18 protein-coding genes are annotated in these 22,063 nt (G+C 59.4%); 8 read left to right on the forward strand and 10 right to left on the reverse strand.

Annotated features, from left to right (window positions below; translation table 11 throughout):
- Positions 1-482: 482 nt before the first annotated feature.
- Positions 483-686: a hypothetical protein gene (locus tag NF685_RS11870; RefSeq protein WP_252849771.1), complete on the forward strand. Its 204-nt coding sequence runs from the start codon at positions 483-485 to the stop codon at positions 684-686.
- A 302-nt stretch (positions 687-988) separates the two neighbouring features.
- Here NF685_RS11870 and NF685_RS11875 read toward each other — a convergent pair whose 3' ends face one another.
- The 6 genes from NF685_RS11875 to dapF form a co-directional block, all read right to left on the reverse strand.
- Positions 989-2,728, reverse strand: a complete 1,740-nt coding sequence (locus tag NF685_RS11875) for a ShlB/FhaC/HecB family hemolysin secretion/activation protein (protein ID WP_252849772.1) — start codon at positions 2,726-2,728, stop codon at positions 989-991.
- Complete coding sequence (locus tag NF685_RS11880; RefSeq protein WP_252849773.1) at positions 2,725-3,540, reverse strand: hypothetical protein; 816 nt, start codon at positions 3,538-3,540, stop codon at positions 2,725-2,727. The genes NF685_RS11875 and NF685_RS11880 overlap by 4 nt, the downstream gene beginning before the upstream one ends.
- A 223-nt stretch (positions 3,541-3,763) precedes the next feature.
- Positions 3,764-6,493: a TonB-dependent receptor domain-containing protein gene (locus NF685_RS11885; protein WP_408868366.1), complete on the reverse strand. Its 2,730-nt coding sequence runs from the start codon at positions 6,491-6,493 to the stop codon at positions 3,764-3,766.
- A 519-nt stretch (positions 6,494-7,012) separates the two neighbouring features.
- The gene (gene ftsY, locus NF685_RS11890) at positions 7,013-7,960 is read right to left on the reverse strand and encodes a signal recognition particle-docking protein FtsY (protein WP_222548331.1); all 948 of its coding nucleotides are present in this window, start codon (positions 7,958-7,960) and stop codon (positions 7,013-7,015) included.
- Position 7,961: 1 nt separating this feature from the next.
- A complete protein-coding gene (gene mtaB, locus NF685_RS11895) occupies positions 7,962-9,206 on the reverse strand; it encodes a tRNA (N(6)-L-threonylcarbamoyladenosine(37)-C(2))-methylthiotransferase MtaB (protein ID WP_252849775.1) in 1,245 nt (414 codons plus the stop codon).
- Positions 9,203-10,003, reverse strand: a complete 801-nt coding sequence (gene dapF, locus NF685_RS11900) for a diaminopimelate epimerase (RefSeq protein WP_222548333.1) — start codon at positions 10,001-10,003, stop codon at positions 9,203-9,205. The genes mtaB and dapF overlap by 4 nt, the downstream gene beginning before the upstream one ends.
- Positions 10,004-10,112: 109 nt before the next feature.
- Between dapF and NF685_RS11905 the strand changes: the two genes are divergently transcribed.
- Together NF685_RS11905 and NF685_RS11910 are read left to right on the forward strand one after the other, a co-directional pair.
- Entirely contained in the window at positions 10,113-10,739 is a 627-nt protein-coding gene (locus tag NF685_RS11905) for a hypothetical protein (RefSeq protein WP_252849776.1), read from the forward strand.
- 132 nt (positions 10,740-10,871) lie between these two features.
- Complete coding sequence (locus NF685_RS11910; RefSeq protein WP_222548335.1) at positions 10,872-11,519, forward strand: class I SAM-dependent methyltransferase; 648 nt, start codon at positions 10,872-10,874, stop codon at positions 11,517-11,519.
- Positions 11,520-11,665: 146 nt separating this feature from the next.
- On the opposite strand, the gene NF685_RS11915 is transcribed toward NF685_RS11910, so the two are convergent.
- On the reverse strand, positions 11,666-12,625 hold the full coding sequence (locus NF685_RS11915) for a sugar phosphate isomerase/epimerase family protein (RefSeq protein ID WP_252849777.1): 960 nt from the start codon (positions 12,623-12,625) through the stop codon (positions 11,666-11,668).
- A 206-nt stretch (positions 12,626-12,831) separates the two neighbouring features.
- Positions 12,832-14,991: an FUSC family protein gene (locus NF685_RS11920; RefSeq protein WP_222548337.1), complete on the reverse strand. Its 2,160-nt coding sequence runs from the start codon at positions 14,989-14,991 to the stop codon at positions 12,832-12,834.
- A 257-nt stretch (positions 14,992-15,248) separates the two neighbouring features.
- Between NF685_RS11920 and NF685_RS11925 the strand changes: the two genes are divergently transcribed.
- A complete protein-coding gene (locus tag NF685_RS11925) occupies positions 15,249-17,078 on the forward strand; it encodes a DEAD/DEAH box helicase (RefSeq protein ID WP_252849852.1) in 1,830 nt (609 codons plus the stop codon).
- Positions 17,079-17,406: 328 nt separating this feature from the next.
- A complete protein-coding gene (gene bfr / locus NF685_RS11930; RefSeq protein ID WP_252849778.1) occupies positions 17,407-17,898 on the forward strand; it encodes a bacterioferritin in 492 nt (163 codons plus the stop codon).
- A 221-nt stretch (positions 17,899-18,119) separates the two neighbouring features.
- Here the strand turns inward: bfr and NF685_RS11935 are convergent, their stop codons facing one another.
- Positions 18,120-18,350, reverse strand: coding sequence for a (2Fe-2S)-binding protein (locus NF685_RS11935; RefSeq protein WP_222548339.1), 231 nt, complete (start codon positions 18,348-18,350; stop codon positions 18,120-18,122).
- Between the two features lie 121 nt (positions 18,351-18,471).
- Positions 18,472-19,518, reverse strand: a complete 1,047-nt coding sequence (hrcA, locus tag NF685_RS11940) for a heat-inducible transcriptional repressor HrcA (RefSeq protein WP_252849779.1) — start codon at positions 19,516-19,518, stop codon at positions 18,472-18,474.
- A gap of 198 nt (positions 19,519-19,716) precedes the next feature.
- On the opposite strand from hrcA, the gene NF685_RS11945 reads away from it, so the two are divergent.
- From NF685_RS11945 to rdgB, 3 genes are all read left to right on the forward strand, one after another.
- The gene (locus NF685_RS11945; RefSeq protein ID WP_252849780.1) at positions 19,717-20,505 is read left to right on the forward strand and encodes an MOSC domain-containing protein; all 789 of its coding nucleotides are present in this window, start codon (positions 19,717-19,719) and stop codon (positions 20,503-20,505) included.
- 136 nt (positions 20,506-20,641) lie between these two features.
- Positions 20,642-21,400 carry a ribonuclease PH gene (rph, locus tag NF685_RS11950; RefSeq protein ID WP_252849781.1) on the forward strand — a complete coding sequence of 253 codons (759 nt, stop codon included), beginning with the start codon at positions 20,642-20,644 and terminating at the stop codon, positions 21,398-21,400.
- On the forward strand, positions 21,397-22,029 hold the full coding sequence (gene rdgB / locus NF685_RS11955) for an RdgB/HAM1 family non-canonical purine NTP pyrophosphatase (RefSeq protein ID WP_252849782.1): 633 nt from the start codon (positions 21,397-21,399) through the stop codon (positions 22,027-22,029). Before rph ends, rdgB begins: the two co-directional genes overlap by 4 nt.
- Positions 22,030-22,063 lie beyond the last annotated feature (34 nt).

Below are 22,063 nucleotides of genomic sequence, written 5' to 3' on the forward strand. Positions count from 1 at the left end.
TAGGTCTCCGCGATCCATGGCTGCCCCATAAAAAGCAGCCTTGAATCAGAATGCAGCCCCTCTGGATACCCCTTTTGTCAACACGACCTAGCCTGCCTCACACTTTTCAAACAGATATCCCCCGTTTTATCGACCTATGACGGGTGCCATCGGTATGACCCTCGTGAGGTCGCACAGCTTCCTGCATTCCTTCCCCTATCGGGATTCGGGAACGATGCTACCGGATCCGGGATGAGTGTCCGATTTCCCACTTCGCCAGTTACATGACCGGCATTGACACTCCGTGCCAGCCCCGACTGGCCTGCTCGTGCCTTTCAGACACCGGTGTACGGTGAACGTGCAACAGGTCCCGACAGATCATGTCCGAAATGTATATCGAAAATACGGACAGCACTGCTTATGATGCTGTCAGGACAGGCGTACTGGCCAAATACAGGCACGGACGCATCAGAAAAAATCCAGTAAACGACAGGGAAACAACCGTGAAGCTTACAGCTGAAGAACGCGACGCATTGCCGGACTCTGCCTTCGCACTTCCAGGTCGCCGATATCCTATCCCCGATGCCTCACACGCACGCGCAGCACTCTCACGCGCCGCTGAAATGCATAACAGGGGCGACCTTACCGATGAGGAATTCGGCATAATCCAGCGCAAGGCCCATACTGTTCTGGGTGAGGATATGTGAAGCAAAGGGTATTGTTCCGACACCTCCACGGACGCATCGATCTCCTGCTGCGTCAGGCAGAACAGGTCGAAGGCGTGCGACCATAAAGGCAAGGTTTTCATTCCGCGATTTCAGCCTGCCGATCAGCCTCATACTTGCCCGTTGATCGCGTAGCCCCGGCACGTGATGAAACCGGCACGTCATGAAAAAAGAATACCCTCGCCCGATCGAAGGGCAGAATAATGGCTTTTGTCATACGCAGGTTAGGGATGGGCGCATTCAGTGTCGCCCGCCGCGAACCGAGAGCACTCCTGCCTTCTCGCTCAGAACCCTGCTACAATGTTGAAATCGCAGAAGACGCCCCGGCTGCCCTGACTGGCTGCGCGTCTCAGACGCCAGCCCGCATCGAGTGTCACATTCAGATGGCGGTTGATCTTGCTGTTGAGATCGGCGCCGATGCTTGAAAGCGTCACGACACGCGGACCGATACCGGCGGGATGCACCTGCGAATTATCGCCCCAGTCCCAGAAGGCCCCAAGCGTATTCGTGTCCTCAAGCGCGCTAAGGCCCGTCCATTTACCAAGCGAAAAGCCGGGTGTGTTGATTTCTTCGCTGATATTGACGCCACGGCTGCCAAAAGATGTATTGACGTAATAGCCGCGTACCGTACCCATACCGCCGATCATCAGCTGCTCGCTATAGAGCAGGTTATGCGTTGCACCCTGCCATGTCGCACTGGTATTGGCTTTCAGCCCCCAGAACAGAGACAGGGCCCGTTTGAGAGTCAGACGATCATAGGTATAATTGGGCTTCGCATTGGGGAAGATCGTTTCGTACCAGCCGCGCTTGTTATAGGCGGAAATACCGGGTGGCCCGTAGACGATCTGGTTGTTGATTTCGGTCTTGCCCCAGGGATCCTGCAGCGACCCGATAAAGCCCAGAGAGAACTGGTTCGTTTCTGCATTGGCGAGGATGAGCGGTACGGCCTCACTGAACTGATCAGAAATGGTCGATTTCCAGTCGAACCCGGCCTGTATCGTGCCATCCAGCCCAAAACGTGCACCGAATGCAAAATGGGGCAGCATGTGCAGCCAGCGCAGGGATGCCTGACCGGATATGCCTTTATTGGTCAAAGGCTGATCGGCCACGGGATAGGAAACCGAATAGCTGCCAAAGAGCAGCAGTGCGTCGCGCGAACTGAGCGGTATTTCCCAGCTGGCATTATGCCCCGTGAAGCGCCCGGAAACGCTGCGCTGAAGCTGATAGGTCAGGATATGCCCGAGATTGAACGCATTGCCCCATGAAATGCCAATATCCCAGTTCAACCGCCCCAGCGTCGGATCGAGCTGGTTATTATAGGCGCCATAAACGTAAAGAGGCAGACGATCCGCCACCCTCAGGTCGACATCGGTCAGGCCCGTTGTGGCACCGGGACGATAGACCATATCGACGGTACGGAACGGGTTGGTGTTGATCCAGCGCAGATCGGTCTGCAGTTCGTCAAGCGAGAGCGTCTGCCCTCTGCCGAGCCCGCTCTGTGTCCGTATGGTCCGGTCTGAAAACCAGTGGTTACCCACAACGCGTATCGTGCCGATGCGGTATTCGAGCACATCGAGATGCAGAATACCCTCATGCACCTTTTGCGGCGGCACACTCACCGTCACGAAGGCATGTCCCTTCATGCGGTAATAACCGACCACGTTATCCACGAGCGTTTGCATCTGGCCGAATGTCAGGGGATGGCCGGTAAATGGCAGGACAAGCCGCATGAAATCGGCTGTCTGGAGCAGAGGCAGAGACGTGACCGTCAGAGCAGCATCGCCTGCTTGCGGCGATACGGTCCCCGCAGGCTGGAACACGATGCCCCGCAACAACGGGAGCGCAGGCGCAGAGGACTGCGAGGCAGTCGGCACCGGCGCCTGCCCGCTGACGGCCGGTCCCGTCATCTGTGGGAGACGTGACGCCCCGTGTCCTGCCTCGGAAGAGAAAATGCTCCCCGATCGCGCAGCGCCTGGCATGAAAACGGCCACGGCCAGCAAAAGGATCGACAGATATCGGGTCATCGTGCTGCGTGCCCCGCCTCGTCAGTCTGCTCCTGGGCAGGTGTAAGCCGAGGCTCCGCATGATCGGGACGGTCGGTGGCAAGAACAACGTCGCCATCGGGCTCTAGCGTAGCGCGATTGGCCTGACGCACGCCTGTGCGATTGCCCGCCAGCGCGAAGGCGTTTCCTCCTGCCGAAGCCAGAGAGGCTGCGGCATCCATGATCATGGCGTGTTTATCCGGGCCGGTATTGCGACATGGATTGGGCAGAACATAAACGCCAGACGGGCCGAAAGAGGCATTCATGGTGGCATAAGGCTTCAGAGTACCGGGCCTTGATGCTTTCTGTCCGCTTGCCGCTGTAGCCTGATCGGTCACCCCAATCATGACAGCCTCGTCCTTTTTTCCCCCGGTTCCGACTCCTGCACTCCCCCGCAGGGCCGGCTCTGCCGGTGCACCGCCTGCCACGAACTGACCCGATGCCACAGTGTCGGGGGCCGGACAGCCTCCAGCTACGGCGTGGCCATCAGGCCCGATCAGGGTTCCGGCGGGTGTCACTTTGAAGGTCATGCCACCCAGACCGACTTCCTTGCTTACCGGTGAGGGTCTGTTGCCCACCACGCTGTCGAGCGTGGCATTGGCCGATGCGGAAGCACGTGCGCCCGGCGCAAATCCCCCGGCAGATTGCGCGCTTTCAGCTTTCTGGGCGTAGCAGGGTGGGGCGAGCAGTGCGCCAGACGCAACCAGCCCGGCAAGAGCGAAAAAGCCGCCCCTGCCTTCAGATCGAAGCGATAGACATGGACCTTTTTGAGACAGACGACGCACAGAAAACACGAACCGATCCGGAAAAATGAGACAGGGCAAAACCCTATATCACCATTCCGTGAGTTTTGCGTGTCGTTCCGTTGACCTTGTGCATCGACTGCAAGAAATTGCCCAGTAAGGCGCATGTCCTTATCGTTTTTTATGACAATAACTGCGCAGAATGGGCGCATCGTGCCTGTGCGACAGGCACGAATTACGGGAGGGAGCCTATTCCCCCTCCCGTTATGCAAGATCAGAAGCTGATACCGGCCTGAAGAAATGCGAAGCGACCGACAATCAGACTGCCATATTGCAGGTTGTTCGTATTGGTCGAGGCATCCATGACGAAGGGCGGCTTCTTGTCGAAAAGATTGCTGACACCTGCCTGGAAATTCCAGCGATTGAGGCGGTAACCAAGCGTGATGTCATGCGTGAAGATGCCCGGTGTCTTGTATTGACCGCCCGTCTTGGGGGTGACATCGGTAACACCGTTATTCCACACCATGCCCCCGATATAGCGCATCATATAGGTAAAGCTGAAATCGTCATGCTGCCATGTTGCCTGGGCATAATCGCTCACGCGCGGCTGACCGCTTCCCCCGTTATAGAACAGACGTCCGGTATAGTTGTACCATTGGCCATTGGGCACGTTCTGCTGCAGGAAGATGATCAGCTGCTGCATGTTATTGGTCAGGTTCAGGCTGTCCCGCGACGTCAGGCGCACGTGGTAATCCAGGTCGAAGTCGATACCGCTGGTTCGGATCCCGCCCAGATTCTGATAGAGCGCATTGACCGAGGTAAGCTGCTGCGAGGTGGAACGTGCAGCGATGGCACTGCACTGGCTGGTATCGGCCCCCGTATAGCACTGGTCGAGAATATACTGTGTGCTCAACGTGCTGATCGTGTTGTTCAAGGAATAATGCCAATAGGTCACCGACCCCGAAAGACCCGGGATCCAGCGCGGCGTTACGACCGTACCGATCGTGTAGGTACGCCCTGATTCAGGACGAAGCGCTCCGTTGCCGCCTGAAATGGTCGGCACCTGCCCGGTATTCTGCGGCACGAAGCTGGCGGTATTGATCCCTTCTCCCGCACAGCGTGCCTGAACGGCAGCGGATTGCGCCCCATAGCTGGCAACGCGGCTGCAGGGATCGTAAGCCGAAGGATAGCCCAGATTCTGGCCGCCATAGAGCTCATAGACATTGGGCTGACGATAGGACGTGCCAAGCGTGGCACGAAAGCGTATGTCGCGCACGGGTGCCCAGTTGATCGACACTTTCCAGTTCTTGGTCGATCCGAAAGTATTGTAGTCGGACCAGCGACCCTGCCCGTCGATCGTCAGATCCCTGGCCAGAAACGCATTCTGCAGAAGCGGAATCTGCCCTTCGGCATAAACCTCGTTCACGTTGAAGCCGCCGCCGCTATAGCTTGTGGCATTGCCTGTGGAATCGCCGCTGACGACAATCGGATCGGGCTTGTTGCTGAGCTGCTCGCTGCGATGCTCCATACCGAACGCGATGCCGACATTGCCGCCATGCTGGTAGGGCATCTTGACCACTTCGCTGTTGTTGATGCGCAGATTGAAATCACGCAACTGATATTCGGCATGATCGTGCTGCGTGAATTTGCCATAGGCTGCAGCTTCAGGCGAAAGCGGCGCCAGAGGATTCGAGAGAACACAGCCCGGCTGACTGGTGCAGACAGTCGGGTCGTACACGATTGCACTACTCGGGCTGGTGGGGTCGAGCTGACGCACGCCTGTCATCTGAAGCAGGTGACGGTAATTGCCCATATTCTGGGTATTGGCCGTGTAGCGGCTTTGCCCATAGGTCATGGAGGCATCATATTCCCAGCCGCGCCAGATCTTGCCCTTGGCACCACCGATCACGGTCCAGGTATCGGTGGCATAATCCATTTTACGCGGACCAAGATCGTTCATGCGTCGTGACATGACCGCGTCCTTGCCCCAGATGTTATAGGGACTGCCCGCCGGAATGGTCCAGGAAGAGAGAAGCGGCGAAGGCTTGATGCCCCCCGAAACAGGAGATGCCGCCATCTGACGTGCCGTGGTCGTGTGGCTGTAGCGCACATTGGCATAGGGCTTGAAATGACTGTCGAGGTCATAATGCGCATCGCCTGACAGGGCCGAATTCTGGTTGTAATTCTGCACCATCGTGTCTTTGGCAAAATTATACCGGTCGGCATTGGTGTAACGATGGAATGTGCCGTCGCCGTTCGAGACCAGATTGGCCCCTGTGCGCGGATCCGTCACACGTCCTTCGGGAATAACGGACGACCCGTAAAGTGGTGTGCCGGTGACAGGATTGCTCTGCTGCGGATTGGCTGCCCAGGCACGATCCTGGCTCATGATCCCGCCGGAGGTGTTATATTGACCGAACAGGGTGACGTTGCCGCGCCCATGATCGAAATTGAAGCCCTTCATGGCGGAAAGCAGGCCGGTCTTGGCATCGCCATATTGCGAAATGCCGCCACGCATGGTGATGCTCGCCTTGGTCACATCGTGACGCATCTTGATATTGAGCACACCCGAAACGGCATCGGCTCCGTAAAGCTCGGACCCGCCATCCTTGAGCATTTCCACACTGGCGATCTGCTCGATCGGGATCGTATTCAGATCCACGCAGGCTGACGATGCGTTGATGGCTGTACGCTTGCCGTCGATCAGCACAAGAACGCGCTTCTGCCCGAAATTGCGTATATCGGTGCAACTGACGCCCGAGCCGCCATTTGTGACCTGATTGGTCGTTCCCGAAGACCCGACAGAAGGCAGACGCTGAAGATAATCCCCAAGCGAGATGGCCGATGTCTGCTGGATCTGCTTGGCCGTGACGATCTGAACCGGATTGGCAGAGCTGTTGTTCGAGCTGCGCAGATACGACCCGGTTACCATGATGGTTTCGGATTTGGCAGAAGTCTGGCCGGTTTTGGAAAGAGCTTTCTTTTTCGTGGCTGTTTCGTCCATCGGGACGCTGGCGGCAAAGGCATCGGAAGCAGAGAGTCCCGCGACCGCGGTAAAAGTCAGAAGAAAGGATCTGCGCAGGCTCAACGCCATCGGTCAAACGCTCCATACGTAACGACAATCAATCGAAACGTAACGCTTGCACAACAACTGGCGCGGGAGTGCGACTAAACATTTCTGTTTTGTATCGAAATTTAAAATGGCGTTTAAACGATGCGGTATCGTTATAATATGATTAATTTCCCCTCCGGCTTATTGATTATCGTTGCGATAATGACACGTTGTTGAGCCATCCCTCGCATTACCGGTCGATCGGCACATATATCAGGAGAAGGAATCGCACGCAGTTTTTGCGGAAAAGCAGCCCTGCGACCGCACCGGGTCTTTCGCAGAGGGCCGGTGCGCACCGGAAAAGAGGAGAGGACGCGGAAAACGTATCCGCTGCCGTCATGCAGAGGCGGGAGAGCGCCCAGAGAGGGAGAGAGAGCGAACGGGAATGAACACCCCTCTCCGACGCAGTGTTCAGTCCTGCGATTCGTCGATCAGATGGCTGGTCAGGTCCGCTCCCGTACCGCCCACCAGACCACGGGCATAGTCCTGCGCCGAGAATGGACGCAGATCCTCAACCTGTTCGCCCACGCCAACCAGATGGACAGGCAGTTTGAAGGCATCCGCCAGAGCCACAACAATGCCGCCGCGGGCAGAGCCGTCGAGCTTGGTGACGATCAGTCCCGTCACATTCACCAGCTCACGGAATACGCGCACCTGCTCCATGGCATTCTGCCCGGTCGTGGCATCGAGTACCAGCAGGACAGAGTGGGGGGCCGTCTCGTCGAATTTCTTCATAACGCGGATGATCTTGGCCAGCTCCTCCATGAGTGCGCCCTTGTTATGCAGCCGCCCAGCCGTGTCGATAAACAGGAGATCCGTGCCCGATTCACGGGCCTGTTTGATGCCCTCATAGGCCAGACCTGCCGCATCCCCGCCCGGCTTGCCAGCAATCACCGGCGCGCCCGTACGCTCACCCCAGACCTGAAGCTGCTCGACGGCGGCCGCGCGGAAGGTATCACCCGCCACCATCATGACCGAGCGTCCCTGATCGCGGAACCATTTGGCCATCTTGCCAATGGTCGTGGTCTTTCCAACGCCGTTGACGCCCACGACCAGCACGACATGGGGTTTATGCTCGGCTTTCAGTTCGAAAGGCTGGGCAACGGGTTCGAGTACGCGGGCAATCTCGGTGGCCAGCGCCTCCTGGATTTCCTCGGTCGTGACATTGCGACCGAAACGCGAGGTACGGAATTCCTCGATCACGCGTCCTGCCACGGCAGGACCGAGATCGGCGGCAATCAGCTCGTCCTCGAGTTCCTCCAGCGCCGTCTCGTCGAGATAGCGATGGGTAAGAGCAGCATTCAGCTTCTGCGTCGAGCGCGTCAGCCCCTGTTTCAGACGTGAGAAAAATCCGGCCATGTCAGTTGATCTCGGCTACCAGCCCCGCTTCGTCAAGAGTTTGGGCCACAAGGGTGAGGCGTGACCCTCTTGCAGCCTGCCCCAAAGAGAGTCGCACCGGCACGAAATGAGCCGAGTGCCCTTTTGTCGGCCCCTCCATGAGAACATCCATCGTCTGCCCGATCATGCTGCGCCAATAGGCCTGGCGATTGATTTCGCCTGCTTCGCGCAACGCTGCCGCGCGGGCCTGTCTTTTCGCGTTGGGCACGCTGGGCATGCGTGCGGCTGGCGTGCCGGGCCGCTCGCTATAGGGAAAGACGTGAAGATAGGGCAGCGCGTGCGCCTTGACGAAATCGAGCGTTTCCTGAGCCTGATCATCCGTTTCCGTTGGGAAACCCGCAATCAGATCGGCCCCAACCGCGATACCCGGACGAAGGGCGCGCGCACGCGCGATGAGATCGGCCGCGTCACGCACGGAGTGACGGCGCTTCATGCGCTTGAGCACGAGATCGCTTGCAGCCTGAAGCGAGAGATGCAGATGAGGCAAAAAGCGCGGCTCTTCTGCCAGCAGATACCATAGATCGGAATCGACCGATGCCGGATCGAGCGAAGAGAGGCGCAGTCTTGGCAGTTCCGGCACGGCAGACAATACGGCGCGGCAAAGCGCACCCAGAGCGGGCGTGCCATCGAGATCGCGCCCCCATGACGCGATATCGACCCCGGTCAGCACGATCTCATGATGGCCAGCCTCGACCAGCCTGCGCGCACGGTCGATCACTTCGGACACGGGGACGGAGCGCGAGCGCCCACGCCCGTAAGGAATGATGCAGAAGGTGCAACGATGATCGCATCCCTGCTGAACCTGAAGCAGGGCACGCACATGGCTCCCCGTCTCGACCACGGGGGCTGCGGGCACTGGCACGGCTGCCATGATATCGGCAACGGCACCGGGCTTTGAGAGTGCGGTCTCGGTCCAGCTTTCGGCTTCGAGTTTTTCGGCATTGCCCATGACCTGCGCAACACCGGGGAGCTGCGCCCAGTCCTGCGGTGCGATCTGCGCGGCACAACCCGTAACGACAATGCGCTTGCCTGGGTCGTCGCGATGGGCGCGGCGTATGGCCTGACGGGCCTGACGCTCGGCGCTGGTCGTGACCGCACAGGTATTGACCACCACCACATCGTCCAGATGCCCTGTCAGGGTCTGCATGCGCTCGCTTTCATGCAGGTTGAGACGACAGCCGAAGGTGAGAAGCCTCGCGCCGCTCATCCAGCCTGTCCATCGACGGGATAGAGCCCCTCGAACACATGGGTTGCAGGACCGATCATCAGGACATGATCGTCTTCCTCGCGCCAGTGGATCGTGAGTGCACCCCCATCCATCTCGACACGACAGACACGATCGAGAAGCCCGCGACGCACGCCATTGACTACGGCCGCGCAGGCGCCCGAACCGCAGGCCAGCGTCAGACCGGCACCGCGCTCCCAGACGCGAAGCCTTATGACATCGCGCGATACGATTTCAGCACAGCCGATATTGGCGCGCTCGGGGAAAAGAGGGTCGCGCTCAAGTACGGCGCCGTCACGCCCTGCACGGTCCATACCGTCGAAGAATGTGGCATGGGGGTTGCCCATGGAACACGCTGCGGGACCACCCGGCAGAGGCAGCTCAAGCGTTGCAATATCGTGCGAAAGGGGAACCTGGTGCCATTCGAGCGCAGGACGCCCCATGTCCACGCCGATCTCACCCTGGGGCGTGATGAAACTGGGCAGGAGGCCGGCGCTTGTCTGGAGCACAGGTGCATTGCCTATGAGGGCTGCCACACAGCGTGAGGCATTGCCGCAGGCCCCTGCTTCAGACCCATCAGGATTGAAAAAGCGCACGCGTATGTCCGCGCCGTCACGATCGGGGGCGTCGAGCAGAACAAGCTGGTCGCAGCCTATGCCGAAACGTCTGTCACAGAGGCGAGACATAGTATGTAATGTTGCGTCGAAACGCTCATGGCGCCTGTCGATCATGACGAAGTCATTCCCGAGGCCCTGCATCTTATGGAACCGGATCATCATGGGCGCTGTTATAGAGGGTCCGAGCCTCTCCGGCACGGGAAACCTCCGGTTTCATCACCTTAATTTTCATGCCGATGCACCGCCAGAAGCGATGCAGGAATAAAGACCGATGTTCATTGCCTCCTATGAAACGCCCGCTATCGCACGCCACCTTCGTCTGATCTGGTCGTGTCTCGATATGAGCCGGGAGGCGATTGAGAAATGCCTGTCCTGTCTGCCTTCAGGTTCGACGCTTCTTGTGCAGGACAGCGATATAGACTGGATGCGCAGACACGCCCCCCTGCATAACCTGCTTCGACACAGTGCCACAGGGATCGAGCGCCTGCGACAGGACGGTAGCGTGGCCGAGACCATGGCCCTGTATGAGCACTGCCTGCCTTCGCAGATCGCCGATCATCCGACACGCGCCGTGGTCGCGCTGGATATCGTCCTCAAGGACTCTTCCGAAGAAGCATGGGATACCGCCGAGAGTCTTATCGCGTCGGGACTGCCTTCACAGGTTGCCGCATCGGCCCTGATCGGCACAGCCCAGGAGATCGCGCAACGTCTGAACGACTATCGCAAGCTCGGCCTCTATGACGTCATTCTTACGGCCCCTGCGGAGCGCGCGCCCTATCATGCAGTCAGCGAGACACTCGTACCCCTGCTGCGTCAGCAGAGCACTCCAATGGATCGCGAAGCAAAAATCGCCGGCATTTCCGATGGTCCGTTCGAATGGCACGGCGCAGCACTCTGAAAACCCGGTCCTGCGCCAACTCTCCATAACGTTCGAGCCTCTGAGGCTTTCCAGCGTAAAAGGCGGTCTTGACGGGTTGGGGCCAGGATTGCATCCCTGCCCTCTCTTTCGCACAGACACAGGATCGGTTGAATGACAGAAACCCCGTCGGGGCTGCACCCTGCGGCCTTCACCCGCGCCAATAGCGAACCGGATCGCGATTTCTACGCCAGACGCAGTGAATCGACCCAGATGGATGCCGGGGCACGCACTGCCGTTACCGCGCTCTATCAGACCACGTTGCCTGCTTCAGGAGCGATACTCGACCTCATGGCGGGTGAACTCAGCCATCTGCCCGAGGAATCGAGCCATGAGACGGTGATCGGGCTGGATGTGCATGAAGGGAGTCTTGCCCGAAACACCGCACTGACACAGCGGATCGTGCAGGATATCAACGAAAACGGCACGATCGATCTGCCTGATGCGTCACTGGACGCTGCCTGTCTGTGCGATGGTTTTGCTTATCTGACCGACCCCCTGCACGTTTTTCAGGAGGTAAACCGCGTATTGCGCCCCGGTGCGCCCTTCATCGTGACGTTCTCGGATAATTTCATTCCGCAAAAAGCCGTGGCCCTGTGGCAAGCGCTTGAGCCAGCCGACCGGACACGCCTTGTCTCGCTGATGCTTGATCGCGCAGGGTTCGGTGAACTGGATACGGGCGAGGTCGTCCCGCCGGAAGATCTGACCGCCTGGAACGACACGGTTCACGCCGTTATCGGCCGCAAGAAGCATACGGCCTGACCCACCTCATCCCGGCGCGCGCCCTTTGCCGCGCACTCGAAACGGTGTGCCGGACGGCACAGGCCAAGTGCGATAAGACAAACCACGCACTATTGCTGGGACAAGGCCGGATTGCAGCGCCAAAACCGCAATCCGGCCTTTTGTCATCAGATTTCGTTCTGGACGAAACCGCCGAGCGCGACCGGCATGACCTCACGCAGAAGCGCCACTGATTTCTCGAGCCCCTCAACGGGACTGAGCAGAGGGTCCTCATGCTCGATGGACAGCCATCCATCATAACCGACCATACGCAAACGGTAGCAGAACTGGCGCCACCACAGGGTGTCGTGTCCGTAGCCCAGCGTCAGATACGACCAGGCGCGATCCGAAGGCAGGCCGAGCGGACCGTTCTCAAGAGAGGACGTGACAGCCTGTTTCGGCGCATTGAAGCCGGCATCCTTGGCATGGACATGAGAAATGGCCTCGCCCAGCGCATCGATGGCAGCCAGAGGATCGGCCCCCATCCAGAAAAGATGGGACGGATCGAGATTGGCTCCGATCATGGGTCCGAGCGCCTCACGAAGACACAGGAAATTCGGCACATTATAAGCCCATTGCCCGCCATGCAGTTCGAGCGCGAACCGGGTTACGCCGCATGCGGGGGCCATGCGCAGGATTTTCTCCCAGTAAGGCAGAAGACGCGCCGTCAGTTGCCACGCCTTGGCAACCTGACCTTCCGGCGGCCATGAACTGACAACCCAGTTCGGCAACAAATCGCCTTCCCGCCCCTCGGGGAGACCGGACATGGTACAGATCTTGCCAATCCCCAGATCGCCCGCAAGACGTATGGTTTCCTGAAGGTCCTCGCTCTGTTTGCTGTCGACAGGATGCAAGGGATTGCCGTTGACGTTGAGCGCGATGATCTCAAGCCCGCGACTTTCGAACGCCTGCAGAAAAGCCTTTCGCGCAGCCGGGCTTTGCCTGAGCCGGGCCAGATCGACATGCGGCGCCTGCGACCAGCCGCCTGTATTGACCTCAACCCCCGAGACCCCGAGTGCAACAGCCTGATCCAGCATGGCCTCGAAAGGAAGTGTGCCAAGACTGTCCGATACAAAACCGATTTTCATGATGCGATCACCGTTTCCGTGAATTCTGACCGCATCCCGTAGGCCCTGCGGACGGGAATTATTATTCTCTTCAGAAACGAGAATCGGAACGTTTTTTCGTTATTCGGCGATCATTTCAATGTGATCCTCGCGACGGAACACGTGATATCGGATCTGGTGCCCTTCGCAGAACACGCGCCCCTGCGGGATTATCGATGCATCGGCGTTCAGAAGGGCGTACTGCGCGCTTCCTGCAGGGCCATGCGAAATGCCCCGTCATTCAGCCAGGTCTGGTTGTTCTGCCATTCGTGCTGCACCACGATCAGACTGCCAAGCGCATCGATCATCGTGGATCGCGTCTGCGGCGGACTTGCCGGAATCATATCGCGCGTTGCAGCCATCGCCTCGCTCAGACGCGTATCGAATCCGCTCCGATCGAAGGCAAGGCTACGGAACGGTGAAAACCCCATCCCGTCAAAAAAGCGGGCAAGAACCGTTTTCAGCGCCTGGGGTGTCTCCTGCCGCAACAGCAGGCGACGCAGAAAGAGCAGATTGCGCCCAAGCGTCATGGCTGAGAGCAAACCATGCAGGTTCAGTTCCATGAACGGAGTCAGTCTGGCGCCTGCATAGCGGATCACGCGCTCCATCCCCTGCGTAACCAGACCGACCCAGCGGTTTTCGCCTGGAATCAGATGCGTTGTCCCGCAGATGAAACGCAGGCTGCGAAGCGCACGACGTCTGAGCAGAACGCAGACCTGATGGATATTGAACGGTAGAATGCAGCGGAAAACCAGCACACCCGCTCCTAACCCCAGAAGCAGCGCTAGCGTGGCATTGAACCAGGTCAGTTCATCCATGCGTGTATGATTGCCCAGACCGATCAGCGCAGGCAGGAAAGTATTGTAGGATCCGGCCGCTATGGCCGTTGCAGGGTAACGTGCTGCGAGCCCCCCAATGAACATGAGAGGGGCCAGAGCCACGATCAGCGCCTCGAATCCCGTGCCCTGCGGTATGACGAAAAAAACGGGCAGTATCGATGCGATGGCGGCAAGACAGGCGCCGTAGAAAAACTTGTTGCTGACAAGGACCGTGTTGTCCTGGGTCGCGAATCGTCCCACGACCACGGCAATGAACGAGATGAACGCCGCACCCTGTGGCCATGCCGTAACCTCCCAGACCAGTCCGGCAAGAATGATCGCGATGGTCGATCTCAGGCCATTGTGGAAGGCTGCGTGGAAATGCAGGACACGACGAAGCCGGTAGCGCGAGGGAGACAGCGCCTCATCGGGGCGGGCCTCAAAATAAAGAAGCATCGTCCGGTATTCATCGAGAATCAGGGACAGACCTCGATAGACGATGAAATCATCCGCCGAAATGGCCGATTTTGGCTGCGAAACATCCACCAATGCTTCGTGCACCCTGCCCTCGCAGCAGATCTGCTCAAGATCCTGCCTCAACGCTGCCACCGTCGCTGCATTGTCGAGACGTGTTGGCAAAGCCCTGAAAAAACCGGCGTAATCGCGCAGGGCGGCCTGTGTTTCCGGCGAAAGCGTCAGCTGTGTCGACAGACGCGCCTGCATGCCGAGCCCGCGTGAGACGATTTTCGAGAGAATACCGATCGTGGCATAGGCGCAGGCGATGACGTGATCGCTGCGCCCGACTTCGACCACCGTGAATTCAAGCTGGTCATTCAGCGTCAGCGTACGGCTGAAAACGGCGCGAACGGCTGCTTCGGGCGGCGCTTTGCCCTCCAGCACGTCAGCAATGAGCGTCGATGCCGCGCCGATTGCCTCGACCAGCCAGCCATGCATCGCACGGCGCGCCTTGACCGCAAGAGAGGCGGAAAAAACAAGTCCAGCCACCATCTCGCAGAGCACGCCGAGAAAGATATAGGTGCCGCGCGCCATGGCAATTTCGAAAACATGGTCGGGTGTATTGAGCGATCCGGTTGCGATAATGGCGCAGGTATAGGCAGCAAGCACGAAGGCATAGGCACGGAAGTTCTGGCATAGCGTCGCCAGACCCGTGCATAGCCCAGCCCACAGGGCCAGTGCAGGAATGAACAGCCAGGGCGACTGCGGAAAAGCCGAGACGAGCGTTATGGCACCGACCATGCCGAGCAATGTGCCCACCAGACGCCAGCGCCCTTTCGACAGGCTTTCTCCCCTGGACCCCTGCGCGGTGATCCATACCGTCATGGCCGCCCATTGCGGCTCCCCGAGCTCCATCCAGAAAGCAATACCCAGTGCCACCAGAGAGGCGATTGTGTTGCGCAGCGCGAACTCGAATGCATTGGGCGTAGGAGCCAGAAGCCATTGCAGCGGCCAGCTCCCGCCTCGTTGCTGCAGGAACCGGCTGGCCTGTCGAGCGAGGAAAGCGGTCATCATGCCGGGCGTCTTACCCTAATTTTAGGATCAGCGGTGTCCACAATCTCTTTAAATTTATGACGGAATGCCTATATACAGTGTCAACGGCGAGTCATGCCCCGGGAGAAAAGTGTTTTCGGCACGCGTGCCGTTTATTCCTAGATTTCGGCTCGCATATTCTTTATTGACCGCCTTCCTTACGCCGCGAGCCATGCTCGAACAGCGCAGTTCTGTCACGGCGTTCTCTCTTCGCACGATCCTGATTGAGTCCGAACCGCATGCCCTTTCCCGATACCGTACCGTCTCTAAGTCGCGCCCTTGCGGCACGCGGTTATGAAACACCGACCGCCGTGCAGGAAGCCGTCCTGCAGCCAGGACTTGAGACACGGGATCTCCTCGTTTCAGCACAGACAGGATCGGGCAAGACAGTTGCTTTCGGACTTGCCTTTGCTCCTACCCTCATCCCCGAAGGCAGCGAGCGCCTTCCCCCCGCCAACAGCCCGATGGCGCTGGTTGTTGCGCCGACGCGCGAACTGGCCCTGCAGGTTCAGACCGAGCTTCAGTGGCTCTATGCCGAAACCGGTGCGCGCATTGTCAGCTGCATTGGCGGCACCGATGCCCGTCGTGAAGCACGCAACCTGTCGAACGGTGCCCATATCGTCGTCGGCACGCCGGGTCGCCTGTGCGATCATCTGTCGCGTGGCGCGCTGAACCTGTCCGATCTGCGTGTCGTCGTGCTCGATGAAGCCGATGAAATGCTCGATCTGGGCTTTCGCGACGAGCTGGAGCAGCTTCTGGACGCAGCACCGGTCGAGCGCCGCACACTGCTTTTCTCGGCAACCATCGCCAAGGAAATCGCCAATCTGGCGCGTCGCTTCCAGAAAAATGCCGAGCGCATCAACACGGTTTCGACCAACAAGCAGCACGACGACATCACGTATAAATGCGTGCTGACTGCGCCGAACGATATCGGCCGCGGCATTGTCAACGTGCTGCGTTACTACGAGAGCCCGACAGCCATGCTGTTCTGCAATACCCGCGCCATGGTCGCGCAGGTGCAGGCAGCACTGGTCGAGCGTGGCTTTGCCTCTGTCGCGATCTCGGGCGAGATGGGCCAGAACGAACGCTCGCGCGCCATTGAGGCCCTGCGCTCAGGTGTGGCACGCGTCTGCGTCGCTACCGACGTTGCAGCACGCGGCATCGACATTCCTGCCCTGTCTCTCGTCATTCACGCCAATATGCCAAGCGAAGCGGCGACACTGCTGCATCGTTCGGGTCGTACGGGCCGTGCAGGGCGCAAAGGCACGTGCGTCATCATGGTACCGGTCAGCCAGCGTCGCAAAGCCGAGCGTCTGCTCTCCTTCGCCAAGATCAGCAATGCCGAGTGGGAAAGCGTTCCTTCAGCCGATGCGATCCTGGAGCAGGATGCCAAGCGTCTGATGGACGATGCGACGCTTTTCGCGCCGTCTCAGGCCAACGAAGACGCGCTCGCCTCGCAGCTGGCCGATGCACATGATGCTCACCAGCTCGCAACTGCTCTTGTGCGTCTGTACAAGAGCCGCCTGCCGAGCGTCGAGTCGATCCGTCCCGTCAGCGTCGAGGCCCCGGCACGCGGCATGCGTGACGATCGGGCCTCGCGTGAATTCACGGGCCGCGTTGACCGCATGGGCGGCGAGTGGTTCAGCCTGGCGATCGGACGCACCGAGCGTGCCGATCCGAAATGGCTCGTACCGCTTATCTGCCGTCTGGGCGGCGTGACCAAGAGCGAGATCGGTGCGATCCATATCGATACGGATCACACCCTGTTCGAGATCGCCCCGGACAGTGCAGAGCGTTTCCGCTCCTGCGTGGCCGGTGCCGATGCCGACGAAGCCAAGATCGAGCCCGCTTCGGCGCCGACCGGCCCTTCCGCTCCGCCGCGCGGCCCGCGCCGCCCGCGTGAAGGCGGCTTTGCGCCCCGTGGCAAAGGTGGCTTCCGTGGTGGTGACCGTGGCGGCGATCGCGGTGAGCGCGGTGGTGAAAGAAGCGATCGCGGTGAGCGCCCCTCATTCCGCAAGGGTGGCGCTTCTGCTGGCAATGGCAAGGGTTCATCGCGCAAGCGCTACTGATCTCTCCACCGGTCGCGCATCACATCGATGCGGAGCGCACGATAGCAGGTTACATCCGGAATGCCCCGCCTTTGGCGGGGCATTCTGCGTTTATACGCATCAGTTCTCTCCCATATTGCGAGGAAACTCTGGTGTTGCAATTAAATTGCAACACCATTTACTCAACGAGATATAATAGAGAGAGTCATTCTTAACTCGGATACTTTATATTAGTTGTTGCGTTATTTCTATTGCGCCGCACCCTGTCTCATGCTTGAAGAACAGCATACAGCCTGCAACGGGTCGCCTTGCGCTGCCTTGCAAACAGGAAAGAGAAAAGGAGCATCCCATGCTGAAAGACCCGAAAGTCGTCGAGCATCTCAACGTTCAGCTGACGAACGAACTGACTGCCATCAACCAGTACTTCCTCCATGCACGTACCCTCAATCACTGGGGCGTCACGAAGCTTGGCAAAAAGGAATATGACGAGTCCATCGAAGAGATGCGTCATGCCGACTGGCTGATCGAGCGTATCCTGTATCTGGGCGGCCTGCCGAACGTACAGCGTCTCAACCAGATCCTGATCGGTGAGAGCGTCGAGGAAATCCTCGCCTGCGATCTCAAGCTCGAAGAGAAGGCTCTGGCCGACCTGCGCGAAGGCATTGCATATTGCGAAAGCGTGCGCGATTACGTTTCACGCGATCTGCTGATCCGTATCCTGGCCGATGAAGAAGAGCATGAAGACTTCATCGATCGTCAGTTCGACCTGATCAAGCAGGTTGGCATCCAGCGCTACATCACGCTGAACTCGTCGCCTGCTCCCGAGCAGACAGCCGAGTAAGACGCAGCATCATCGCTGCTGCCGGAAGATCGCGTATTTTTCGGTATAAAGCCCCGCTGCCTTATACAGGCCGGGGCGCGACAGACCCGATTGCGTTCACGCAGTCGGGTTTTGTTTTATCGGCACTGCCGATACGGGCATCCATTTCCACAACGATGGATAGCGCCCCTTATGGAGCGCTTGTCCCGTTAGATCCGCCAGCGGGCAGCATTGCGTCAGGATCAGACGAAAGCCGCGCTGGCGTTACCATGATCGACCGGCTGGAACGCCATCGAGGCCTCCTGCCTTTCACGCAGGAGATTGCGCAGGGTGCACACCACACCGGAAACGCAATTGCCGCACTGCGCCTTGCACCCTTTCGAGGCATAAACCTCACGCGGTCGGGACGCCCCTTTGCTGACAGCATCGGCGATATCATGATTGGTCAGGGCGTTGCACGAACAGACGATCATCAGCCATTCCACTCCAGAACGGCGCGACCCTAACAGCGTTTGAGAATAATTCTCAACGATTAAATTGAGAATTATTCTTAAAAAACATGTCAGCCTGGGGTCCGGGTGGCTTCAGGCGCAACTAACTCAGCAGACGTCCGATCACGCGTGCCGTGTAATCAACCACAGGGACGATCCGGCCATAATTGAGCCTGGTCGGTCCGATCACCCCGATGGCACCGACAATCCGATTCGTTTCATTACGTGCAGGCGCGACCACCATGGACACGCCAGACATTCCGAAAAATCCGCTTTCCGCACCGATATAGATTCGGACACCGTCAGATTCCTGGGCCAGCTGCAACAGGCGCAGCATGGTTTCCTGCGCTTCCAGACGCTCGAACAGCATCTGGATGGTCGTCAGTTTCTCGATTTCGGTAATATCGGTCAGCAGATTGCCCTGCCCGCGCAGATAGAGCGTTCCGTGCTGCTCGTCCCACATTGCAAGGCCGCTTTCGATTACGCTTGTCGCCAGCGCGTCGAGGTCGGATCGGTTCTGCTGGAGGTTTTCCGATACGCGCTGACGCAGGGCCGTCAGGGTGACATCGCCAAGCAGCGAATTGAGGTAATTCCCTGCCTCGACAAGCGCCGAGGGCGGCAGGCCCGGCGGCGTCTCGATCACGCGGTTCTCGACCTGTCCGTCAGCTGCCACCAGTATGACCAGCGCCTTGCCCGGCCCGAGCGCCACGAATTCGATGTGTTTGAGCGCGCCATCGCCTTTGGGAGCAAGAACGAGCCCGGCGGCAGCGGACAGCCCGGACAGCATGGAAGAGGCTTCGGCCAGCGTTTCCTGCATCGAGCGCCCCTTGAGCGCCAGACGACCGGCAATATGGGCCTGCTCCGTTTCATCGAGCGACCCGAACTGGAGCAGACCGTCGACAAAAAGCCTGACTCCTTTTTCGGTCGGCAGACGACCGGCAGAAACATGAGGACTGAACAGCAGACCCGCCTGGGTCAGCTCGGCCATGACATTGCGTATGGTCGCCGGTGAGAGCGAGGGGGTCAGACGCTGCGCCAGCGTCTTGCTGGCCACAGGATCGCCGGTTTCCATGTATTGCTCGACGATTTCACGCAGCACACTGGCCGATCGGACATCCATGCCGCCCGGCAGGTTGGAAAGATCGATCATCTCCTGCCCCTTTCTGTATGGTCCGGTTACGAAATAGCCCCGGAACGCTTCACCTGTATAAAGTCCCCTCTATCGGGACAATCAGATATCAGGGCAATCCGGCCGGACCAACCTGCCCGGATATGACGGCCTGTATCGGCCCGGTCGGATGAGGCATGGTCCGGTCAGTCGATCCGACATTGCAGAGGAGCCACGCCGATGATCCGCCTTGCCGCCTTATACATCCATCCGGTCAAAAGCCTGCACCGGATCGACAGAACGGCGCTCGATCTCGATCCATGGGGGCCGAAGGGCGACAGACGCTGGCTGGTGACCGGGTCGGATGGCCGCTTCATGACGCAGCGACAATACCCTGCCATGGCGCGCATTTTCACTGCACTCGATGGCGCCGTCCTCACGCTCGCAACACAAGAGCACACGCCGCTGCATGTCGAACCGCCCGGTCCGGATGCAGAAACCGTTACCGTCAGCGTATGGAAGGACCATGACATAACGGCACGCGATGCGGGAGACGACGCCGCGCACTGGCTGAGCAACGTGCTCGCGACACCGTGCCGCCTGGTTCACATGGCTGACCCGGCCCATGCCAGACCGACCGGTTTCGGCAGTGTGAGCTTTGCCGACGGCTTCCCCCTGCTGGTGACCAATACGGCTTCACTTGACGATCTGAATGCACGTCTCGACCAGCCCGTGCCCATGGAACGGTTCAGGCCCAATATCGTGGTCGAGACCGACCTTCCCTGGGCTGAAGACACATGGCAGCGTCTGCACATTGGCGATGTCGAACTGGATCTGGTCAAGCCATGCAGCCGCTGTATCGTCACGACCATCGATCAGGAGAGTGGCACCATTCCCGTACCGCGCGAGCCGCTCAGGACCATGACAGGGTTTCGCCACCGTCCGGGTGGGGTCATGTTCGGCCAGAATGCCGTCATAAGACGTGCGGGCACCATCAGGATTGGCGATACCGTGCTGTCCATGCCCTGACGCCCGACACTACAGGGCGCGGCACAACAGGGCCGTCATCTAATGGAACGCCATCGAATGCTGTTTTGTCATTCGGTCCTCGAGGCGCTAAAGCTGCGTGACCATTCTTCTGCGTGCTCGAAACGAGGAAAACACCATGTCCAGCTCAGGGTCCAGCTCACGTCCTTCAGGTCGTCAGGCCGATGAAAACCGTGTCGTCTCCATCGAACCCGGCTTTGCCCGCCATGCCGAAGGCTCGGTGCTGATCCGCGTCGGTGGCACCGAGGTTCTTTGTGCCGCCTCGATCGAGAACCGCGTCCCTCCCTTCCTGCGCGGTCAGGGCCAGGGCTGGATTACGGCCGAGTATGGCATGCTGCCGCGCGCCACCCATACGCGCGGCAATCGCGAAGCCGCCAAGGGCAAGCAATCGGGTCGCACGCAGGAAATCCAGCGCCTGATCGGTCGTGCATTGCGCGCCTGCGTCGATCTGCGCGCCCTGGGTGAGATGACCATCACGCTCGATTGCGACGTGCTCAATGCCGATGGCGGCACGCGTTGCGCCGCAATCACCGGGGCCTGGGTGGCTCTGGCGATTGCGCTGGACAAGCAGATCAAGGCGGGTGTTCTCAAGCGCTCTCCCTTGCGCGCACAGGTAGCGGCCGTTTCCTGCGGGCTGACCGATGCCGGTCCTGTGCTGGATCTGGATTATATCGAAGACAGCTCAGCCCAGGCCGATACGAATTTCGTGCTGACCAGCGAAGGCGGCATCGTCGAGATCCAGGGTACGGCAGAAGATGCGCCCTTCAGCGAGAGCGAATTCAACGCGCTCATGGCGCTGGCCAAGCTGGGCACGGCACGCCTCTTCGACGCGCAGCGCGCCGCACTCGACAGCGCCATTCACGGCAAAGCTGCATGAGCAGCGAAGCTGCCGGCCGGCTTCTGAAACGTGGCGAGCGGGTTGTGCTCGCGAGCCACAACAAGGGAAAACTGGTCGAATTCCGCGCCCTGCTGGCCGATAGCGGTATCGAGATCGTCTCGGCGGCCGAACTCGACCTGCCCGAACCCGAGGAAACAGCCGACAGCTTCGAAGGCAATGCTGCCATCAAGGCACTTGCCGCGGCCAGAGCAACCGGCCTGCCTGCCCTGTCGGACGATTCAGGATTCTGCGTCAGTGCCCTGGACGGTCGCCCCGGGATTTACTCCGCCCGCTGGGCGGGGCCGGGTGGAGACATGCAGGTCGCGATGCAGCGCGTCCATGATGAAATGGGCGACAACCCGGACCGTTCGGCCGCATTCGTCGCCGTGCTGTGCGTTGCGTGGCCCGATGGCACCACACGCTTTGCCGAGGGACGCTGCGAGGGTGAAGTCTGCTGGCCACCACGCGGCGCACAGGGTCACGGTTATGACCCGGTTTTCATTCCCGACGGCGAGCGCCGCAGTTTTGCCGAACTTTCGGCAGAAGAAAAGAATGCGACCAGCCACAGGGGACGCGCGTTGGCCCGGTTTCTGAAAACCTGCGTCGCGCCCGGCGATACTCCCCGGTAACGCCACCCGATCACGCCTGATTGCAAACAGGAGT

Source organism: Asaia lannensis NBRC 102526, assembly GCF_024054035.1.
In the GTDB taxonomy this organism is placed as follows: Bacteria; Pseudomonadota; Alphaproteobacteria; order Acetobacterales; family Acetobacteraceae; genus Asaia; species Asaia lannensis.